Raw genomic sequence first — 19,743 nt, 5'->3', positions numbered from 1 at the left:
AGGGCTTTTTGTGACAAAACGTCGCGTAGTGGTTACTGGTCTTGGAATGCTTTCACCATTAGGTCTTAATAGCGAAGACACATGGCGCAAATTGCTCGCGGGCGAAAGCGGCATCGGTGAAATCACCCATTTCGATTGTAGTAACTATTCAACCCGTTTCGCAGGTCAAATTAATGATTTTGATCCGCAGGAATACATTGAAAAGAAAGAAACCAAGAAAATGGACCGCTTTATCCAGCTGGGTATAGCAGCAGGCAAGCAAGCCTTGGTCGATTCTGGTTTAACTATTTCACAAGATAATGCGCATCGTGTAGGTGTAGCTATTGGTTCAGGTATTGGTGGTTTAGAACAAATTGAACAAAACCATTTGAAACTGACAAATAGCGGTCCTAAGCGCGTATCGCCATTTTTTGTACCTTCAACCATTACCAACATGATCTCAGGCTTTTTGTCTATCATGGAAGGGTTGAAAGGACCGAATTTAAACGTTGTGACTGCTTGTACAACAGGCGTTCATAACATTGGCATTGCCGCAAGAACAATTGCTTATGGCGATGCTGATGCCATGTTGGCCGGAGGCGCAGAAGCGTCTATTACTCCGCTAGGCATGGCTGGTTTTGCCGCAGCACGTGCGTTGTCATCTCGCAACGACAACCCACAAGCAGCAAGCCGCCCATGGGATAAAGACCGCGATGGTTTTGTCATGGGTGAGGGCGCTGGCGTGGTAATGCTAGAAGAATACGAAGCAGCCAAAGCGCGTGGCGCGACCATTTATGCAGAACTGGTTGGTTTTGGCATGAGCGGCGACGCATACCACATGACTTCTCCACCTGAAGATGGAGAAGGTGCGGCAGCGTCTATGCAAAACGCGATAAATGATGCGAAGTTGGATGCAAGCGAAATCGGCTATGTTAACGCACATGGTACGTCTACGCCTGCAGGTGACATTGCGGAAGTGGCAGCAGTAAAACGCGTGTTCAATGACCATGCTCACAAGCTACTTGTTAGCTCTACCAAGTCAATGACAGGCCATTTGCTAGGGGCCGCCGGTTCAGTTGAGGCAATTTTCACTATTTTGGCACTGCGTGACAAAATGGCGCCGCCAACCATTAACTTGGATGAGCCAGGTGAAGGCTGCGACTTAGACTTTGTTGCACACAAAGCGAAAGCATTCAATGAAGACTACGCACTGTGTAACTCATTCGGGTTTGGCGGTACGAACGGCTCATTGATTTTCAAGCGTATCTAATACGGCGTAACTAATATAGCGTAATTATCGCTGTTTAAGTGTAATTCACGTAAATTTAAAAGGCAGCTTCGGCTGCCTTTTGTTGTTTATACAGTTAAATCTCGCAGTAAATATCATAAAACTCAGGTCTCTTTGAGCACAGCTACAGCCAAATCAATTCAGCTAGACGTTGTCTGACCAACGCAAGTTGGTATACTTCCAACAACCACAATAACGGCGAACAAGAGTAGGCAGTGAGAATTATTCCTAGCGCTACGCCTATTTCATCAAGTGACAGGGCGTTTAATTATGGCGACGGTGTGTTTACCACATTGTTGGTAAGTGAACATCAAGTAGAATTATTGCCTTATCATATTTCACGTTTAGAGCACGATGCGGCAGCCATCAAGCTCAATATTGATATCCGCGCGCTTGAAGCCGCAATTGCTGAACAGGTTAAGACGATAAAGAGCGGTTCAGGTGATAACGCTTCTCCAAAATATGTGCTAAAAGTTCACGTGTCGGGAGGTCAAGCCGGAAGGGGGTATGCGCGAAGCGAAGACAGTGAAGCATTAGTCAGATTTAGCCAGCACCCTTACCCTGTCCATTACGATAGTCTTGCAAATGAAGGGGCAACGGTAATATGCGCTCAAACGCGGTTAGCCATTCAACCATTGCTTGCGGGTGTAAAGCATATGAACAGGCTAGAACAAGTCTTAATTAAGCACGAAGTAGACGACGCTGGCGTACACGATGCTATTGTTTGCGATACCCAAGATAACATTATTGAAGCGAGTGCTGGCAATGTATTTTTCTACCTCAATGAACAATGGTATACCCCGTCTTTGAAGGGAAGCGGTGTCAATGGCGTAGTCAGGCAGTGTCTTATTGATTCGCTGTTAAACGACAATTGTTCGCTTCATGTGGGGGAATATGACCTTTCTTATTTGCGAAAAGCGAGTGCAGTGGTAATTACCAATGCACTAATGGGCGTAATGCCGGTACAGAAAATACAAATGCCGGATTTCTCTTATGTCGATTTTGATGTAAGAAGCGATGCGATTGTAGCGCTAAAGACACGGCTTCAGACTGCGCTTCAAAATTAACTAAAACGCACTTCTCACAACGGGGTTCGTCAACGTTTTACGAGCTTCACCAGATTAGTAGTAAAAAGAAATAAAATGGAATGTAAAGCAATGAAGAAAGGGGAAGTTCAAGCATGAAGCGGGTAATTGTTATTCTATTATCTCTTTTCATGCTTGCCGTTGTTGGGGCAGCCTCTGGCGTAATGTATGTCTCGAGCAAGGTTACCGATGAACTAGCATTAAAAAGTGAAACCTTATTTACGATAGAGAGCGGCAGCAACGCTTATCGTACCGTGAAACACTTGCGTAAAATAGGCATGACCGATGTGTCGCCCTTTGTTGCTAAGGTGTGGCTCAAATTCTTTGCAGGCAGTACGTCTGTTAAGTCTGGCACCTACATGCTGCGCCCAGGGCAGTCACTAGTAGATGTGTTTACCTTGTTTACTGAGGGCGATGAGCATCTCTTCGCAGTGAGTTTAGTCGAAGGGCTAACCCTTGCACAGTGGCTTGAGGCGCTTAAACAAAACACTGATTTGATGTTTGATTTAAACGAAGGGAAATTAAACCAGCTCACTCAGGATAATGGCGTAGATTGGTGTTGCGAAAACGTTTCGCAGACAGAGGGCGTATATTTGGCTGATACGTATTTCTTTACCAAAGGCACAACCGCAAGCGAGGTATTGAAAAGAGCGCACCGCGCGCTAATTGACTTTGTCTCTAGCGAATGGGAGTTACGGGATGCTGAACTGCCGTTAGCCACACCTTACGAGGCTCTTATCTTGGCGAGTATCATTGAAAAAGAAACAGCTGTGCCTGAAGAACGTGACATGATTTCAGGCGTTTTCGTCAATAGGCTCAACAGAAATATGCGTCTTCAAACTGATCCCACAGTGATTTATGGTATCGGTCCTACGTTTGACGGAAACATTACCCGTAAGCACTTGCGAACAGCAACGCCTTACAATACTTATGTTGTCAAAGGGCTTCCACCTACGCCCATCGCTATGGCAGGCAAGGCCGCCATTCACGCTGCGTTGCACCCACTAACTACGGATGCACTCTATTTCGTGGCGAAGGGCGATGGCAGTCATCAATTTTCTACGACACTAGCTGAACACAATGCAGCTGTGCGAAAATACCAGTTAAAACGATAGCCGTATTGATGCAGACAACTAATACGTTATAGCTAAATAAAAACAGAGTTTAAAAAGTAATGCGCGGAAAGTTTATTGTAGTAGAGGGCCTTGAAGGGGCAGGAAAAAGCTCAGTGATTGGGCTTATTGTTCAAGCATTGAAAGATGCAGGAAAGCGCGTTGAGCAAACTCGTGAGCCGGGCGGCACACCCATGGCTGAAGCCATTCGAGAATGTGTAAAACACGCTTGGGATGAAACCGTGAGTGAGGAGACTGAACTACTTCTTATGTATGCGGCTCGTGTGCAATTACTTACCAATAAAATCTTACCTTCACTTGATGCTGGTGCGTGGGTAGTAGGTGACAGACATGATTTATCATCTCAAGCTTATCAAGGTGGTGGTCGAGGCGTCAGTGAAAAAACGATGACGGCCATCAGCGATATCGCCCTTAAAGGGTTTAAGCCTGACTTAACCTTATACCTAGATGTCGAGCCAGCTGTCGGACTAGAGCGCGCCCGTGGGCGAGGGGAGCTTGACCGCATTGAGCAAGCGGGGCTCGCCTTTTTCGAACGAACTCGTGCAAAATACTTGTCTCTTGCTAAGCAAGATGAATCTATCGTCGTGGTTAGTGCAATGCAGCCTATGGAAAAGGTTCATCAAGACGTGATTGCGACTATCAATGACTATGTGACGAACACAAGTAGCGAAAGCAGTAACATTGCTCGAAACGAAAGCCAGCAGGGGAAAGGCTAATGCAAGTAATGCCCTGGTTTGCTACAACGTTCTCGACGTTACTGTCGCGATATATGGCAAAGAAACTACACCATGGTTTATTGCTGACAGGGCCAAAGGGAATTGGTAAATACCAACTCGCGTTAGGGTTAAGCAATGCGCTATTGTGTAAGCAGCCAAGCATAAATGGGCCATGTGAACAGTGTCAAAGTTGCCATTTGAGGCAAGCTGGAAACCACCCAGACTTTCATGTTTTAGAAAGTGAAAAGCAGTTAGGTGTGGATAAAATTCGCGAGGGCATTGGCAAGCTATCAGGTACTGCGCAAATGGGGGGCAATAAAGTGTTGTTAATACCTCGTGCCGATACCATGACGGAAGCGGCAGCTAATGCACTGTTGAAAACCTTGGAAGAACCCACAAATAATACCTTCTTGCTGCTGATCACTGACAGTATCAACAAAATTATGCCGACCATATTAAGTCGATGTGAACGGCAGATACTCTCACTCCCGTCAGTGTCAGACAGTTTGAACTACTTAAACGCTAAGGGCGTAGAAGATGCAAGCGAAGCGTTACTGTCAGCTTATGGCTATGCTCCTCTTCGCGTAGAAGAGGCCCTCAGTGGTGAAGAAGACATTAGCTATCGCAATTTTAGCGATGGTATGCAGGCGCTCTTAGCAGGCGATGCAAATTTGCAAGTACAAACGCTTGCGAATAAGTGGCAGGACAATGCGTCTCAGATCGCATTGTGGTGTCAACAGATGGCCCATGACGAATACATAAAACGTCAACAGGCTGTTGATTTTAAACGCTATGAAGCGTGTGTTGATGCGGTAAGAACGCTGCAGCACGCAGGTGTTAACAAATCAATGGTACTTTTTGGATTACTAAAGCAATTTCAACGTTAATAGACAAACGCTGGCTTGTCGAAGCTCTTTTGTCTGACAGCAATTTTTTAAAACAGGTGTAGTTTGTTCGTAGATTCTCATTGTCACTTAGACCGACTTAAGCAAGGGCCAGAAGAGCTGGCTGAAACCTTAAATTTCGCAAGAACCCGAGGTGTTGAACACTTCCTTTGTGTGTGCGTATCTGTTGGTGATTACGACAGCATGTTAGCAACTGTAAGTCAGTTTGAAGATGTATCAGTATCTTGCGGTGTGCACCCACTACATCAAGATGAAGCGTGTAGCTATGAAGAACTGTTAGAGAATGCGCAGCGTGATGAAGTGGTAGCCATTGGCGAAACTGGGCTGGACTATTTTTATAGTCCGGAAAGTAAAGAAGTCCAGCTAACGTCTTTCGTCGACCACATCAAAGTAGCTAACGAAACTAAAAAGCCGTTAATTATTCATACGCGGGATGCAAGGGAAGACACCATTAACTTACTCCGCCAACACAAAGCTGCGCACACCAAAGGTGTTTTGCATTGCTTTACTGAGTCATTAGACATGGCGCTGGCAGCAATAGAGATGGACTTCTATATCTCTATTTCAGGCATCGTAACCTTTAATTCAGCAGATGAATTGCGTGAAGTGGTAAAAGCGATCCCTTTAGAGCGACTACTTATTGAAACTGACTCACCATGGCTTGCGCCAGTTCCTCATCGAGGTAAACAAAACCAGCCAGGTTACGTGGTAGAAGTGGCAGAATTTATTGCTGAGCTTAAAGGCGTGACGTTAAAAGAACTAGCGAAAATTACCACGCAAAACTTCTACTCCCTGTTTTCTTTAGCTGCGAAGAAGAAAGCCGCGTAGCGGTAAGTATAGGCGATTTTACTCTCGGAGGTGGTTATGCCCCAGTGGCGACAAGGGTTGACAAAGAGTCTTCACCAAACCCGCAGTATGCCAGAAAGTCGTTACTTTCAGTTAGCTACTGTGGACGGTAGTGGTGTACCGTACTGCCGTACCGTGGTTTTTAGAGGGATCACCGACGACAACCAACTGGTGGTTATTTCTGACACCCGCTCAGATAAATATGACCAGATTGGCCAGAATCCTCACTCGCAGGTGTGTTGGTATTTTTCTAAAAACCAGAGAGCAATATCGCTTCTCTTGTACTGCAACAATAATAACGTTACATCAAGATGCTGACTTAGTTACTCAGCACTGGAATAAATTGTCAGATGCAGGCAAAAAGCAGTTTTTGTGGGGCGAGCCCGGCACGCCAAGAAACGATGGTTCGGCACTACAGGTTGAAGGGGATTTTGGTGTAGTTCCACCTCACTTTTGCGTGATCATGCTGGCTATTGATAGCGTAGATTACCTGAATTTGAGAGGTAACCCTCAAAGTCGAGAGTGGCATCAAAAAGACGGAAATGGCAACTGGGTTAGCCAGTCATTGATACCGTAGGTGACTATCTCTAGCCTCTAAGTAGGCACATATTGAGTGCGTGATACTGCCTATTCTGGGCACCACCTAAGTCAGCAGCATACAAACCGGCGACCGAAGCAAAAAGTAAGCCCTCTCTAGCTTGAATAGACGCGATAACGCATTGGCAAATGAGAGGGCGCCGATCACTAGAAAAGTCGCTCACCTAGAAAATATGGGAAATTGGTGTATCACCTTTAAATAAATAGGTGATCAAGTCAGCATTACTTTCTCTTGCAACGCTTTCGACAATAGCTGTCGCTACATCTTCTCTTGGTATTACAGCATCGTCCCTATTGCTTGGCATATCGGTTCGTACTAAATGCGTGCCCGGTTCATTTAATAAAGTGCCAGGTCGAAGTATTACGTGATGTAAGCCGCTATTAATTAAATGCTCGTCGGCCATGTGTTTGGCAACCAAATATGGTTTTATTGCTGACTCCACGGCGTCAGGATCGTCTGCACCAATAGAACTAACCATAACAAATTTGGGTGTCCCCGCCGCTTTTGCATAGTTAACCGCGTTGCGGGCCGCCCAAAGATCAATCATAAGTGTTTTATCTGCGCCGGTGCTACCGCCTGAACCTGCTGTGAAAACCGCAACGTCCACACCTTCAAAGTGTGCTGAAAAATCTTTTTCTAAATCCTGCTCAACCACTGTGAGGTTGGCATTTTGGATATCTGACAGTTTGTCTGGGCTTCTTACTGGCGCTACGACTTTGTGACCAGCATCCAACAATTTCACTGTTGCTTGCTTACCAATTTGGCCTGATGCGCCGATTACTAATACATTTGCCATGTTTTCATCCTCCTTGTGGGTGATTTCGCTCATCTTAAGCTACTTAAGAATTCACAATACATAGGCGGGTAAAAAGGAAAGCGATCAATTACTGCGATAAAATGCATGACAAAACGTTTGCCTGCATGCATTGCCGTTTAAACGGCAATGCAATGGGGGGAAGAGAAACTAATGGGTACGATGATCTGCCAGCGGCTATTTTATCACCGCATTTCGGCCTGATTCTTTGCCGACATATAGCTTTTTATCGATAGCGTGGATGCAAGCCTCGACGCTATCGTAATCTCGTATATCCGCTACACCACAGGTTATGGTAGCCGATACAGAGTAGGGGGGAGCATCGATTTCGTAATCCGCGACAGTTTTACGTAGCTTTTCTGCCACCCAAAACGCTTCTTGTACCTTTAATGAAGGCAGTAATATAAGAAACTCCTCACCGCCCCATCGCGCAATAACGTCACTTTCTCTTAAACTATCTTCCAGGATCCTAGCTATTTTGACCAGTACTGTGTCACCCACATGATGACCGTATTCATCGTTAATACGCTTAAAGAAATCAATATCAACAATTAGCAAGGAGAAAGTATGATTGTGGCGTTTATAATTTTGCCATGCTGCCTTGGCTCTTTGTGTAAAGTAGCGACGATTTTTTAGACCCGTCAATGCGTCCTGAGTTGAAAGCTGCGTCAACTTTTCTACGACCGCTTCTAAGTCTCGGGTTTTTTCCTCAACTTTTAGTGCAAGTTCAGCAGAGCGCTTTTTCAACGATGCTATCCTCAGCCACACCATCGATGAAATCAACAGCATGCCTAGCAGGGTAATCGCCACGCGCCATATAGGCTTATCCCACCATGGTGGAACTACAACTATTTCAAGTTGCGCTGCATTGGTGCTCCATTCATTCTCTTGATTTATAGCTTTAACAGTGAAGCGGTAGCGTCCTGGGTCCAAGTTGGTGTAGGTGGCCGTTCTTGTCTTGTAGTCAGTAAAGCGCCAGCTGTTCTCAAAGTCTGCGAGTTTATAGGCATACGTAAGTTCGTTTGCATTCATATAATCAGTGGCGGCAAATTCAATCGTGAGCGCAATATCGTTATGTTTAAGTTCGATTACCTCGTCTAGGCGCTGTCTTTGCTGATAGGTTGTTCCGTTTTGCTCGTTCCTACTCACCGTTTCAACGTTTGTGAGGTGCACTCCAGGTGACCACTTTACATTTGCCACTTGTGAAGGGGTGAATTGTGTTACGCCTTCCGCTCCACCAAACATTATTGTGTTATTTTCAGTTACGGTGACAGAGCCAATATAGTAACCCGTAGACAGTGCGCCGTTTTCTGCACCGAAATAAGAAAGGGTAGACAAGTCAGGTGCTAAATACGCAATCCCTTCAATTGTAGAGATCCAAAGCCCATATTCATCATCTTCAACAATTGCCCCAATGGATACATTGCTCAATCGACTTTCAGGCTTAATTTGTGTCACTTTAATCGTTGACAAATCACTGCCTTCTTTAGACATAAAGAAGAGTCCAGCTGCTTGCGTTCCAATCCAATAACCACCGCGTTTTGACTGAGAAATCCACGTCACTACAGTTTGATCTGATATCTTGTCCGTAAACTCACTGACGCTGGTCAAGTCTCCAGTCAGTTTATTCGCAACAAATAAACCGGATACCGTACTTAACCATGCGTTTTCATTGTCGTCCAAAACAATTCTCGTTGTCAGCGACAATGGCCATTGCTTTATTACCCTATCTTCTGACGGGCGATATACAAATAGCCCATCGCTGTAGCCGCCATACCAAATGTCTCCGTCATCATCGATATTAATGCTGTAACCCGACTTACCATTCAGCGCAACAAATTCTAGGTTTCTGGTCTGAGGGTTCAGTTTGGCGAGGCCTGTGCGTGTGGTTACCCATAATGCATCGCTTTTTGTATGATAAAACACGCTCAACAGCTTATCGTTAGTGTCTTCGCTACTCGCAAATGCACCATTGGAAGTAAATGGGCCTTCTTGAGTTTTACTTATCGTGTCGTAAAGCCAAAGGCCCTTTTCGTTCGCTACCCATACTTGGTTATCTTTGTAATTCGATAAAGAGGAGATGATTCGTCCTTCGCCTATTTCCTGAGAGTAGAAGTTGCTAAGCAGAGGGTTACTGATCGCAAACCCATCGTCTCTGGTGCCAACGACAACCAGCCCAGCTTTCGTTTGATAAAGGCTTGAAATTCTCTCTTTGGCCGCATCTTTCTCGTTAATCGGTGCACGCAGCACAGAGTTGGGGTTATGTGACGTTAAAATATTCAGCCCACGCTGAGTAGAAACCCATATATCACCGTTGTCCTTTAATAAGATGTCTGTAACGTAGTTATCAGATAATCCGTGAGTTTCAGAGGTACAGCTTTTGTCGATGGTAGTGCTTTGTTCGTCGGGATTGAACAAACATGCGCCGTGGGTAGCGGTGCCCAACCAGAATCGAGATTTCTCTGCTGCCACCAGTCGAGTAAAGTTTATGTTTTCAAAAGCCACTAACTCAAGAGACTTCTTAAACGGATCAAGTTTATAAAGGCCCGAGGTGGAAGTGACATAAAGCGTGTTACCGATAAGTTCTATGTCTGTCAGTGTACTCGTGGTACTGGGAAGGTAGCTGACCAGTTCTACACTGTCTGATTCTGGAGAGTATGTGTAAAGGTTTCGCTCAGAGACTATCCAAAGCTGGCCATTGTGGGTGGTCTTGATCCTATTAATTACCTGTTTATTGAAAGGCTCTGACGCCGGTAACGTGTAGTGCTTGAACGACTCAGTATCAACATCTATACGGCTTAGCCCGCTGTATGTCCCCACCCACAGGTATTGACCGTCTATGCTTGCCTCTATCTGAAGGGCGAACAGGGTCTGGAGGCCTGTTGACTTGTCTTCACCCCACAAGCCGAAGTTTCGAAATGTATAGCCGTCAAATTTATCGACACCAGACTGCGATGCCAACCACAGAAAACCATATTTATCTTCCGCAATATCTGAAATGGATACGTGGGCGATACCACTATCCATATTGTAGGAGTGAAACGCTGGGGCAATAGGTTTCGCGCGTGCAGGTAGGCTGCAAGTTGCAGTAAAAACTATGAAAAGCGAAAGTACCAACAGGGTGCGCATAATATAATCAAAAATTACATAAAATTTATACACTAACGTTACGCTAATCTACCGCTCTTACAATGGTACAAAAGTTTAAATTCAACAAAAAAAGCCTCGAAATTCGAGGCTTTTTGGACTGCATGAATTATGTTAGCCAGTGGCTAATCATAACGGATATAGTTACCAGCCACACTGGCGTGTAGCATTTTGCTCATCTAACCACGTTTTTAGTGGCGCAAAGTAGTCAGCGATAGTACTGGCATCCATTTGCGGTGAGCCTGTCAGTGTTTCTAACGCATTTTGCCAAGGTTGGCTCATACCCATCTCTAGCATTTCGTTAAGTGCTTTACCGGCTTCTTCACTGCCGTAGATAGAACAACGGTTAAGCGGGCCCTCATCACCTGCAATGTCACACAGTGCTTTATGGAACTGGAATTGAAGGATATGCGCTAGGAAATAGCGTGTATAAGGTACGTTCGCAGGCACGTGATATTTTGCACCCGGATCAAATGCGTCGGCGCTGCGCTCAACAGGCGCCATCACACCCTGATACTTTTCTCTCAATTCCCACCATAGTTGATTGTATTGTTCAGGTGTTACTTCACCTGACATCACTTTCCAGCGCCATTGGTCGACCATCAGACCAAAAGGAATGAAGGCAATCTTGTCTAACGCAACTTGCATTAACATACCGATATCGTTTGATGCGTCTGGGATCTCATCAATTAACTCGATTTGCTTAAGGTACTTAGGTGTTATTGATAAAGCGATGGTGTCGCCAATAGCCTCGTGGAAGCCGTCGTTTGCCGAACCACGGTAAAGAAGTGGTTGGTCTTTATAAGCGCGTTGATAGTAGTTGTGACCTAATTCGTGGTGAATAACGTTAAATTCTTCGCCAGTCTTTTGAATACACATCTTTATACGAAGATCGTCTTTGTCATCTAAATCCCACGCAGAGGCATGACACTGAACGTCACGGCCTTCAGGCTTTTGAAACATAGAGCGTTCCCAAAAGGTATCTGGAAGTTCTTCAAAGCCAAGCGATGAGAAAAATGACTCTGCTTGTTTAACCATGGCGATTTCGTCATACCCCTGTTCAGCTAATGCGCCTGTAACATCAGGAACTTTCATTTCTTGCTGAGGTTTAACGATATCGTAAATATTCCCCCACGACTGTGCCCACATGTTACCTAATAAATGGGCTGGGATTGGTTTGTCTTGAGGTACTACGTCTTCGCCATAGTGTTCACCTAGCTTAGCGCGCACATGGCAATGTAGTGACTCGTAGAAAGGCTCTACTTGCGTCCATAAGCGATCCAATTCCTTGGGAAATTCATCTGCTGGCATATCGTACTTTCCACGCCACAAGGCGCTGACGTTTTCAAAACCTAGCTCTGCAGCGCCTTCATTGGCAAGCGATACTTGTTCTGCATAGAGTCCTGCCATTGGTTTAGATACTTCACGCCAGCCTGACCAATATTCTAGTAGCTTGTCTGCATCGCGTAGGGTGGCCATTTCAGAGCTCATTTCAACCAAGCTTTTGCACGTACCATCTTCGCTGCAATACTCACCAGAGCCGTACATGGCACTTAGGTCAGAACCAATTTTTGCAAGCCGCTCTGCTTTTTCGGCATCTGCCGGCGGCGGCATTGTTAAACTGTTTTTAAGTAGGTCAAGCTGTCTGCGGGTGTCGGCATCTACGTCTACATCGTTAAATTTCGCCGCTTCTTTAGCTAACTTTGCAACCTTGGTAGAAAGCACTTCATTAAAGTAAGCACTGACTGCTGCTGTATCGAAATTGATATTCGTGGCGTAGCTCCACTCGGCGTGAGCGGCAGGAACTTGCATTTTTGCAATATCATTTTGCGCCTGTGTTAAAAACTGCTTGGCGTCTTGTGCAGTGAGTTGTGGTTTAGTTTCTGTCTGTGTTGTACTTTCGCCACACCCCATAAGCGAAACGCTTACCAATGCTGCTATCAGAGTACGTTTGTGATTGAGCATACTTTGTCCTTTAATTATTGTGTTTTTTACGTGAATCGACGTTCACATAGACATGCTCTTGCATTGTGTAACGCTGTGTTGCTTTTGTAAAACAAATTCGATATTACTCTCACAAAAGCACTGGCTTTTTTAGGCAATTTATAACTAGCAATGCGAACGGTTGGGGCCTGTTTTTAAATTTGCCTCAACACCTGACGAAAAGTTTTTTATAATAGGTTAAAGTAATGCAAAACAATGACAATGTAACGTCTGCTACACCTGATTTAGAAAGGTTGTTTATCTACGGAAGCCTTGCTCCTAATTGTCCAAATCACCATATCGTCGCTCATATTGATGGCCAGTAACAGTCTGGTACGGTAGAAGGGCATGATGCTAACGTCTACTCAACTTGCCGAAAACTGGGCCATGCTGGATGAGTTTGAAGGTAACCAATATGAGCGAGTCATTGTTCCTGTTAAGCTTGATGCCGGTCACACTGAAAACGCCTATATTTATCAAATCAAACCAACACAATAAAAAGGACCATTATGTCAACGGAAGAACCACTCTACTGGGGCTTGAACGCTCGAAGCTACTGTACACTCATTCATGTTTCTCAGTTATCCAGTTTCATTATACCTGGCTTAGGTATCATATTGCCTATCGTGCTATGGATTGCTCACAAAGATCAAAACGAAGACATCAATCAGCACGGCAGGGTGACAGCGAATTGGTTAATAAGCTTGCTCATTTACTCTGTTATTTGTTTTGTCTTGACGCTGATTATCATAGGAGCGCTAGGCTTCATCGCTCTTGGATTAATGAACATCGTCTTTGCTATCGTGGCAGCAGTCAAAGCGAACAAAGGGGAGTTGTGGGTGTACCCGCTAAGCTTTGAGTTTTTTAAACGTTAACCTAAAGAATCCTACGTCACGTCTAGCAAGAAAAACTGCGACTTAAGATCGCTTTCGAAGGGCGTTTCCATGTTGAAACGCCTTCGTGCTTATCCCATTGCAGATACTGCAATTGCCAGCGTGAACAATAACGCGATGTGTTTTGGTTTTAAAAGCATGTTCACCTCTTTCCTGTGACTTCTTCTACCTGTGGTAATCTTGAAGATAGTTTTCAAATAGGTGTCGCGCTATTCACAATTAGTATAATTAACTCATATGTCGCTAATGTCGTTACTTTTTCAGAAGCGTTATGTCGTCGGTTAGCACTTATCTATGCGGATTGGTATAAATATTTGATTCGTAGAATACTATTGCTGCGTGTGCGATAGAGTAAAAAAGAATAATAAACGAAAGAATGGCGTTATATAAAGGATTAACCTGATAGACGAGTACTCGCCTAAAAGTTACTTAGCGCTGAAGCGGTGACTTGGCAGTGCGCTATGAATAAGGTATTGGCTTTTGGATTGTTTGGTGGTTTGAAGCGAAACATCAATACCGCGCTTCACTGTGCTTAGTGCTAGCGGTTTATTTTGACGTTGCTTCTTTAATAGTTGCGAAGAAGGCACTTCCTTCATATTTACAAGCGTAGATTGAGCTTCTTGCGCAATACTAACGTTAATCAACGAATAGGTTATACAAAGTGTGGTAGCTAAAAAAATGTTTTTACTTGGCTTTTTCATCACATTTTTCTCTTTTTGTTCAACTTAATCGCTAAATAAAATTACTGGGTTTTACTTGATAGGGGTTCGATTGCAGAGGCGGTTGCACTCGCCTCATTCATCGATTTTGTTTGTTCCTCTTCATTACACCTAAAGTAGAACGAAAGAGAAACATGATGAGTCATACAAAGTTATATCAAAAAATACCTTTGCATGTATTTCGAAACTGCGAGATAAAAATTACCACGCTGTAACACCACCATCTACTGCTATGGTTTGCCCGTTCATGTAAGAGTTGCCAGGGGAAAGCATCAGCATCATGGTGTTAACGATTTCTTGCGGTTCGCCTAGACGTTTCATAGGACTTCCCATGCCTAGTTGCTCGCGCGCTTCAGGGGTGTTGTACCCGTCTACGTTCAAAATATTGGTAGGACTATAGAATGGGCAAATTGCATTAACGCGAACATTTTTTCGGCCGTATTCCACCGCGGCTGTGCGGGTTATCCCCGAAACCGCGTGTTTTGCTGCAGCATAAGCACCGCCTTTAGGGGCTCCACCTAGTCCTGCAAGTGAGCTTACATTTAAAACGTGCCCTTGCTTTTGTGCAAGCATAACGGGTATTTGGTACTTCATTCCAAACATAACGCCTTTTACATTCACAGCGAACTGCGAGTCCATGATTTCCTCTGTCATTTGATGAATTGGTGCAGGGTTATGCGCTATGCCTGCATTATTTACGGCTATATCCAGTTTGCCAAAGGTTTCAATGGCTGTTTCAACCAGCGCCTTATTTAGCGACTCGCTAGCAATATTACCCGCTAGCACCACGACATCAGTGAGTGCTTTTACATCCTTTTTCGTTTCCTCAAGGGCGGTTTCGTTAATGTCTGAAAGAACGAGTTTTGCTCCTCGGTTGGCAAGACCTAGCGATAACAAGCGGCCAAAGCCACTGCCTGCGCCGGTGATTAATACAACTTGCCCTGAAAAGTCGAGTAGAGCATCCATGGTAATCTCCTGTTGGTAACTGTTTAATGTTTTTTGAAACGTGGCTATTTCAGCTGCGTTTGGTTTATAAATTGAATGAGTAATTTGGCTAGCATTTCCCCTTGGTCTTCCTGGATAAAGTGACCACCGTTTTCCACAAGGGTATGAGCCATGCCGCTGCTGCCCGGAATGAGCTTTTGAAATACCTTATCGCCACCTTTAGTGACGGGGTCGCTATCACCGAAAGCCGTAACAAAAGGTTTGTTATATTGCTTTAGCTTTTCCCATGCCTGTCTATTCGCCTGTGCCTCAGCATTGTCTGGGCTTGTAGGAACAAGAATAGGGAACATACGCGCACCTGCTTTAAAGCTTTCGTCTGGAAAAGGGGCGTCGTAAGCTGCAAGCGTCGCCTCGTCTAGAACAGTGGTTGTGGCGTTTTGAATGATCGTAGATGTGGGAAATATGGCGACATCCTGTGAGAATCGGCGCCATTTGATGAAAGCATCGCTTGGCGGGTGGTCGCCAGTGGGCAATCCGGTATTAGACACCATTACACCCGAAAAACGCTCAGGCATATCGGCGACAAGTCGCAGGCCTAGTAAACCTCCCCAGTCTTGACAAAAGAGTGTAACGGGGCCCTTAGTAGCCTGTGAAAACCAGTCTTTTAGCCATATCACATGACGAGCGTAGGAGTAGTCCTCCTTTCTTACTGGTTTATCTGAGCGTCCAAAACCAATGAGATCCGGCGCGATGACATTGAATCCCGCATCAGCCAATAAGGGCATCATCTTGCGGTACAAATAAGCCCACGTCGGTTCGCCGTGTATTAATAGCACGGTATGTCCATCTTTCGGTCCACATTGATAATGGGCCATTGTTATTTCACTGCTTACTGTGTCTGTTACTTCAGTGAAACAGGGGGAGTAGGGAAAGTCAGTGATCGTGTCGAAGGCGCTTTCCGGTGTTTTAAGCACTTGCATAGCCAATCATCCTTTTGTAAATAAAATGTAATTACAAGTGTTGCCTGATTAACAAAAACACCGGTTTTATTTTCTGTCAAATAAACCTTAGGCAAGGTAGGACAGGCTCTGCGCAGAGAAATGAATTCACAAAGGGGCTGGCGGTCAATATTAAATATTATGATAAATGTCTATAACACCAATAAACTTGGATGATTGACAACACTGCAATAACATCCAGTTAACGTGATAAACAGGACATGGTTATGACTGAGATGGAAAATAAAGCCGTAGAATATGCAGTACAACAGGGTGTTGCCACGCTGACAATGCAAAGTGCGCCCGTTAATGCGCTGTCACGCGCTATCAGAGTAGGGTTGATAGAAGGCATAAACAATGCACTAGATGACGACAGCGTACGTGCCATTGTTATTACTTCTTCACTACCTATTTTTTCGGGTGGAGCTGACATCAGCGAATTCTCTGGTGGCGATTTGTCTCCCATGCTGCCTGAGGTACTAGACAAGATTGAAAATGCGTCTAAGCCGGTTGTTGCTGTTCTCCCTGGACCAGCATTCGGCGGTGGCTTAGAAGTGGCGTTAGCTTGCCATCATCGCATCACCTTTGCCGACAATAAGGTGGGTCTTCCAGAGGTAAATCTAGGCATATTACCGGGCGCAGGCGGTACTCAGCGCCTTCCTCGTTTAGCCGACGCACAAACATCGTTAGAAATGATCGTAACAGGCAAGCCTACGTCGGTGGTCAAACTTCCAGGTGTCTTCGACAAAATTTCTGATAAGCCTGAGCATTTACTTGAAGATACAAAAGCGTATTTACAAGCATTAACGCCAGATAAAGCGATTAAACGCACCAGTGATATCACGCTGTCCATGTCTGACGAAACGCAGGCGGTGTTTGATGCAATAACTGCACAAACTAAAAAAGCGACTCGTGGTTTCTTTGCTCCATTAAAATGTATCGAAGCGGTACGCGGCGCTTACACGCTTGCTTTTGAAGATGGCCTTAAAAATGAAGGCAAGCTTTTCATGGAGTGTATGAATACGCCACAGGCACGTGCCCAGCAGCATTTCTTTTTTGCTGAACGCGCAGCAGGTCATGTGAGCGATTTCGACAAAAATACTCCTGAGCGCAACATTGATAAAGTTGCGATTATCGGCGCCGGAACAATGGGCGGTGGTATCGCTATGAACTTCGCCAATGCCGGCATTCCAGTCACAATGCTTGAGCTCAAAGAAGAAGCGCTAGAGAAGGGATTAGCGCTTATTAGAAAGAACTACGAAAACTCAGCGAAAAAAGGCAAGTTAACCCAAGAGCAGGTAGAGAGCCGCATGGCACTGCTTTCAGGTACTACGTCGTATGACGACTTAGTTGATGTTGATCTCGTCATCGAAGCCGTTTTCGAGAAGATGGAAGTAAAGAAAACCGTATTCTCGACGCTGGATAAAGTGTGTAAGCCAGGCGCCATTTTGGCTTCAAATACGTCAACACTGGATATAGACGAAATAGCGACAGCCACATCCCGTCCTGAAGATGTAATTGGTCTTCACTTCTTCTCGCCAGCGAATGTGATGAGACTGCTAGAAGTGGTTAAAGCAGAGAAGACATCTGCTGAAGTCATTAAAACCTGCATGAAGATGGCTAAACGCATCAAGAAAGTAGCGGTGTTGGTAGGCGTTTGCTTCGGATTCGTAGGTAACCGCATGATTGAGCCTTACGGCCGTGAAGCTAACCGCTTACTGCTAGAAGGAGCAACACCTGAGCAAGTTGATCGTGTTTTAACCGAGTTTGGCATGCCAATGGGGCCGTTCACTATGGGTGATATGGCTGGATTAGATATTGGTTACTATGTACGACAGTCTCGACAAGAGCACATTGCACACGACCCCGCTTACGGTGCAGTGGCAGATCGCTTAGTAGAAAAGGGGCGCAACGGACTCAAAACCGGACGCGGAGCTTACGACTATGAACCTGGAAGTCGAGTTCCTGTCCCAGATCCAGAAGTACTAGAAATTGCCAAGCAAGAAGCAGAACGTTTAGGCGTGGTTCAGCGTTCAGACATTAGCGATGAGGAAATTCTAGTTCGCGTCATGTACTCATTGATTAACGAAGGTGCTGCCATCTTAGAAGAAGGCATTGCAGCTAAATCTAGCGATATCGATGTGATTTATGTTTACGGTTATGGCTTCCCTGTGTATCGCGGCGGCCCTATGCAATATGCCGACGAAGTAGGGCTAGGCACTATTTTAGATAAGCTGACTACCTATCGTGATCAATTGGGTGATTACGGAAAGATGTGGCTTGAACCAAGTGATTTGTTGGTGAAATTGGCCCAAAGCGGCGGCACGTTTAAAAGCTATAAAGCGAAGTAGACAAAGCTCTCGTTAGCGAGAGTTAATCGACGGTGAGAGCTAGCGCTAGCTCTCGTTACCCGACATCCGAATTTGGTAAAGCTAGGTAACTTCGAGAGGAAGCACGTAGGCCTAGCTAAACTTTGGCTGAACTTTCAGCCCAACTGAAAGGAATATGAAAATGCGCGATGCAGTTATCGTAAGTACAGCACGTACGCCAATCGGGCGCGCTTATAAAGGTGCACTGAACAATTTACCAGCCCCTTCATTAGGTGGCCATGCTATTCAAAACGCAGTAGCACGCGCAGGGATCGACCCTGCCAGTGTCGACGACGTGGTAATGGGCGCAGCGCTAACCCAAGGCAGTGGCGGCATGAATATTGGCCGCTTGGCTGGTTTAGCGGGTGGTTTACCGGTCACCGTAGCGGGTATGACACTCGACCGCCAATGCAGTTCTGGCATGTATGCCATTGCTACCGCAGCGAATTCAATTCGTACGGGCGATACCAACATTATGGTTGCGGGCGGCTTAGATTCTATCTCTTTAGTGCAAAACAAAAATATGAATATGTTTCGTGCAGTAGACCCTGCACTGGTTGCTAAGCACAAAGATATTTATATGCCAATGCTTCAAACTGCGGAAGTGGTGGGTAAGCGCTACAACATTAGCCGTGACGTACAAGACGAATACGGTTACCAAAGCCAAATGCGCACAGCAGCGGCTCAAGAAGCGGGCAAGTTTGATGATGAGATTGTACCTATCACAGCAACGCAAGCCTTATTTAATAAAGAAACAGGTGAAACCTCTGAGCGTGAAGTGACCTTGTCGAAAGACGAAGGAAATCGCCCAGAAACAACGCTAGAGGGGCTTAAAGCGCTTAACCCAGTGATAGAAGGTGGTTGTATTACCGCAGGTAATGCAAGCCAGCTTTCTGATGGTGCCAGCGCGACAGTGATTATGGATGAGCACTCAGCGGCAAAAGGCAATGCTCAACCTCTTGGTATTTATCGCGGTATTGCAGTGGCAGGCTGTGAGCCAGATGAAATGGGAATTGGCCCAGTGTTCGCCATTCCTAAGCTATTAAAGCAGCATGGATTGACCATGGACGATATCGGTCTATGGGAGCTTAATGAAGCGTTTGCGGTACAGGTACTTTATTGCCGCGATAAGTTAGGCATTCCAGACGAATTATTAAACGTAAACGGTGGTGCCATTTCTATTGGTCACCCATACGGCATGAGCGGTGCTCGCATGGTGGGTCATGCACTCATCGAAGGTAAACGACGCGGTGCGAAATATGTTGTTTGCACCATGTGTATCGGTGGCGGCATGGGCGCTGCTGGTCTATTTGAAGTAATATAGG

The 19,743-nt window shown here is 45.3% G+C and carries 18 protein-coding genes; 12 read left to right on the top strand and 6 right to left on the bottom strand.

All coding sequences use genetic code 11. From position 1 onward, the window contains the following. The first annotated feature begins 10 nt into the window (after nt 1-10). The 8 genes from fabF to KUL49_RS21025 all read left to right on the top strand — a co-directional run bounded on the left by fabF (nt 11) and on the right by KUL49_RS21025 (nt 6,529). Entirely contained in the window at nt 11-1,249 is a 1,239-nt protein-coding gene (gene fabF, locus KUL49_RS02045; protein WP_014949215.1) for a beta-ketoacyl-ACP synthase II, read from the top strand. Nucleotides 1,250-1,482: 233 nt separating this feature from the next. After that, entirely contained in the window at nt 1,483-2,334 is an 852-nt protein-coding gene (pabC, locus tag KUL49_RS02040) for an aminodeoxychorismate lyase (protein ID WP_014949216.1), read from the top strand. A 113-nt stretch (nt 2,335-2,447) separates the two neighbouring features. Beyond that, nucleotides 2,448-3,467, top strand: a complete 1,020-nt coding sequence (mltG, locus tag KUL49_RS02035) for an endolytic transglycosylase MltG (protein ID WP_131136127.1) — start codon at nt 2,448-2,450, stop codon at nt 3,465-3,467. 59 nt (nt 3,468-3,526) lie between these two features. Next, nucleotides 3,527-4,201, top strand: coding sequence for a dTMP kinase (gene tmk, locus KUL49_RS02030; RefSeq protein ID WP_131136126.1), 675 nt, complete (start codon nt 3,527-3,529; stop codon nt 4,199-4,201). Then, nucleotides 4,201-5,088 (top strand): DNA polymerase III subunit delta', encoded by an 888-nt coding sequence (gene holB / locus KUL49_RS02025; RefSeq protein WP_131136125.1) that lies wholly within the window; start codon nt 4,201-4,203, stop codon nt 5,086-5,088. The genes tmk and holB overlap by 1 nt, the downstream gene beginning before the upstream one ends. A gap of 63 nt (nt 5,089-5,151) precedes the next feature. Continuing rightward, entirely contained in the window at nt 5,152-5,934 is a 783-nt protein-coding gene (locus KUL49_RS02020; RefSeq protein ID WP_131136124.1) for a TatD family hydrolase, read from the top strand. A 36-nt stretch (nt 5,935-5,970) separates the two neighbouring features. Continuing rightward, nucleotides 5,971-6,270: a pyridoxamine 5'-phosphate oxidase family protein gene (locus tag KUL49_RS21030; protein WP_242633699.1), complete on the top strand. Its 300-nt coding sequence runs from the start codon at nt 5,971-5,973 to the stop codon at nt 6,268-6,270. A gap of 25 nt (nt 6,271-6,295) precedes the next feature. Further along, nucleotides 6,296-6,529 carry a hypothetical protein gene (locus KUL49_RS21025; protein ID WP_242633698.1) on the top strand — a complete coding sequence of 78 codons (234 nt, stop codon included), beginning with the start codon at nt 6,296-6,298 and terminating at the stop codon, nt 6,527-6,529. A 184-nt stretch (nt 6,530-6,713) separates the two neighbouring features. Here the strand turns inward: KUL49_RS21025 and KUL49_RS02010 are convergent, their stop codons facing one another. The 3 genes from KUL49_RS02010 to KUL49_RS02000 all read right to left on the bottom strand — a co-directional run bounded on the left by KUL49_RS02010 (nt 6,714) and on the right by KUL49_RS02000 (nt 12,476). Beyond that, nucleotides 6,714-7,346, bottom strand: a complete 633-nt coding sequence (locus KUL49_RS02010; protein WP_014949222.1) for an SDR family oxidoreductase — start codon at nt 7,344-7,346, stop codon at nt 6,714-6,716. A 195-nt stretch (nt 7,347-7,541) separates the two neighbouring features. Next, nucleotides 7,542-10,391: a ligand-binding sensor domain-containing diguanylate cyclase gene (locus KUL49_RS02005; RefSeq protein ID WP_242633697.1), complete on the bottom strand. Its 2,850-nt coding sequence runs from the start codon at nt 10,389-10,391 to the stop codon at nt 7,542-7,544. 264 nt (nt 10,392-10,655) lie between these two features. Continuing rightward, nucleotides 10,656-12,476 carry a M2 family metallopeptidase gene (locus tag KUL49_RS02000; RefSeq protein WP_131136122.1) on the bottom strand — a complete coding sequence of 607 codons (1,821 nt, stop codon included), beginning with the start codon at nt 12,474-12,476 and terminating at the stop codon, nt 10,656-10,658. A 366-nt stretch (nt 12,477-12,842) separates the two neighbouring features. Between KUL49_RS02000 and KUL49_RS21020 the strand changes: the two genes are divergently transcribed. Further along, entirely contained in the window at nt 12,843-12,992 is a 150-nt protein-coding gene (locus KUL49_RS21020) for a gamma-glutamylcyclotransferase family protein (protein ID WP_242633696.1), read from the top strand. Between the two features lie 11 nt (nt 12,993-13,003). Further along, on the top strand, nt 13,004-13,369 hold the full coding sequence (locus KUL49_RS01990; RefSeq protein WP_014949226.1) for a DUF4870 domain-containing protein: 366 nt from the start codon (nt 13,004-13,006) through the stop codon (nt 13,367-13,369). Nucleotides 13,370-13,812: 443 nt separating this feature from the next. Here the strand turns inward: KUL49_RS01990 and KUL49_RS01985 are convergent, their stop codons facing one another. The 3 genes from KUL49_RS01985 to KUL49_RS01975 all read right to left on the bottom strand — a co-directional run bounded on the left by KUL49_RS01985 (nt 13,813) and on the right by KUL49_RS01975 (nt 16,031). Beyond that, nucleotides 13,813-14,088, bottom strand: a complete 276-nt coding sequence (locus KUL49_RS01985) for a hypothetical protein (RefSeq protein ID WP_131136301.1) — start codon at nt 14,086-14,088, stop codon at nt 13,813-13,815. A 219-nt stretch (nt 14,089-14,307) separates the two neighbouring features. After that, nucleotides 14,308-15,072: an SDR family NAD(P)-dependent oxidoreductase gene (locus KUL49_RS01980; protein WP_014949228.1), complete on the bottom strand. Its 765-nt coding sequence runs from the start codon at nt 15,070-15,072 to the stop codon at nt 14,308-14,310. A gap of 44 nt (nt 15,073-15,116) precedes the next feature. Further along, entirely contained in the window at nt 15,117-16,031 is a 915-nt protein-coding gene (locus KUL49_RS01975; RefSeq protein WP_131136121.1) for a haloalkane dehalogenase, read from the bottom strand. A gap of 245 nt (nt 16,032-16,276) precedes the next feature. On the opposite strand from KUL49_RS01975, the gene KUL49_RS01970 reads away from it, so the two are divergent. Both KUL49_RS01970 and KUL49_RS01965 read left to right on the top strand, forming a co-directional pair. Beyond that, nucleotides 16,277-18,400 carry a 3-hydroxyacyl-CoA dehydrogenase NAD-binding domain-containing protein gene (locus KUL49_RS01970; RefSeq protein WP_131136120.1) on the top strand — a complete coding sequence of 708 codons (2,124 nt, stop codon included), beginning with the start codon at nt 16,277-16,279 and terminating at the stop codon, nt 18,398-18,400. 160 nt (nt 18,401-18,560) lie between these two features. Then, nucleotides 18,561-19,742: an acetyl-CoA C-acyltransferase gene (locus KUL49_RS01965; RefSeq protein ID WP_014949231.1), complete on the top strand. Its 1,182-nt coding sequence runs from the start codon at nt 18,561-18,563 to the stop codon at nt 19,740-19,742. Nucleotide 19,743: the final 1 nt, after the last annotated feature.

The organism is Alteromonas sp. KUL17, from assembly GCF_006538305.1.
GTDB classification, from domain to species: domain Bacteria; phylum Pseudomonadota; class Gammaproteobacteria; order Enterobacterales; family Alteromonadaceae; genus Alteromonas; species Alteromonas macleodii.
This window is presented reverse-complemented; position numbering and strand designations above follow the sequence as displayed.

Coding starts and splice junctions, on each gene's coding strand:
- KUL49_RS01990 (WP_014949226.1), top strand. CDS start 13,004: ATGTCAACGGAAGAACCACTCTACTGGGGCTTGAACGCTCGAAGCTAC.
- KUL49_RS01975 (WP_131136121.1), bottom strand. CDS start 16,031: ATGCAAGTGCTTAAAACACCGGAAAGCGCCTTCGACACGATCACTGAC.
- KUL49_RS01985 (WP_131136301.1), bottom strand. CDS start 14,088: ATGAAAAAGCCAAGTAAAAACATTTTTTTAGCTACCACACTTTGTATA.
- KUL49_RS02010 (WP_014949222.1), bottom strand. CDS start 7,346: ATGGCAAATGTATTAGTAATCGGCGCATCAGGCCAAATTGGTAAGCAA.
- KUL49_RS21030 (WP_242633699.1), top strand. CDS start 5,971: ATGCCCCAGTGGCGACAAGGGTTGACAAAGAGTCTTCACCAAACCCGC.
- KUL49_RS01965 (WP_014949231.1), top strand. CDS start 18,561: ATGCGCGATGCAGTTATCGTAAGTACAGCACGTACGCCAATCGGGCGC.
- KUL49_RS21020 (WP_242633696.1), top strand. CDS start 12,843: ATGATGCTAACGTCTACTCAACTTGCCGAAAACTGGGCCATGCTGGAT.
- KUL49_RS01970 (WP_131136120.1), top strand. CDS start 16,277: ATGACTGAGATGGAAAATAAAGCCGTAGAATATGCAGTACAACAGGGT.
- KUL49_RS01980 (WP_014949228.1), bottom strand. CDS start 15,072: ATGGATGCTCTACTCGACTTTTCAGGGCAAGTTGTATTAATCACCGGC.
- KUL49_RS02000 (WP_131136122.1), bottom strand. CDS start 12,476: ATGCTCAATCACAAACGTACTCTGATAGCAGCATTGGTAAGCGTTTCG.
- mltG (WP_131136127.1), top strand. CDS start 2,448: ATGAAGCGGGTAATTGTTATTCTATTATCTCTTTTCATGCTTGCCGTT.
- KUL49_RS02005 (WP_242633697.1), bottom strand. CDS start 10,391: ATGGATAGTGGTATCGCCCACGTATCCATTTCAGATATTGCGGAAGAT.
- holB (WP_131136125.1), top strand. CDS start 4,201: ATGCAAGTAATGCCCTGGTTTGCTACAACGTTCTCGACGTTACTGTCG.
- tmk (WP_131136126.1), top strand. CDS start 3,527: ATGCGCGGAAAGTTTATTGTAGTAGAGGGCCTTGAAGGGGCAGGAAAA.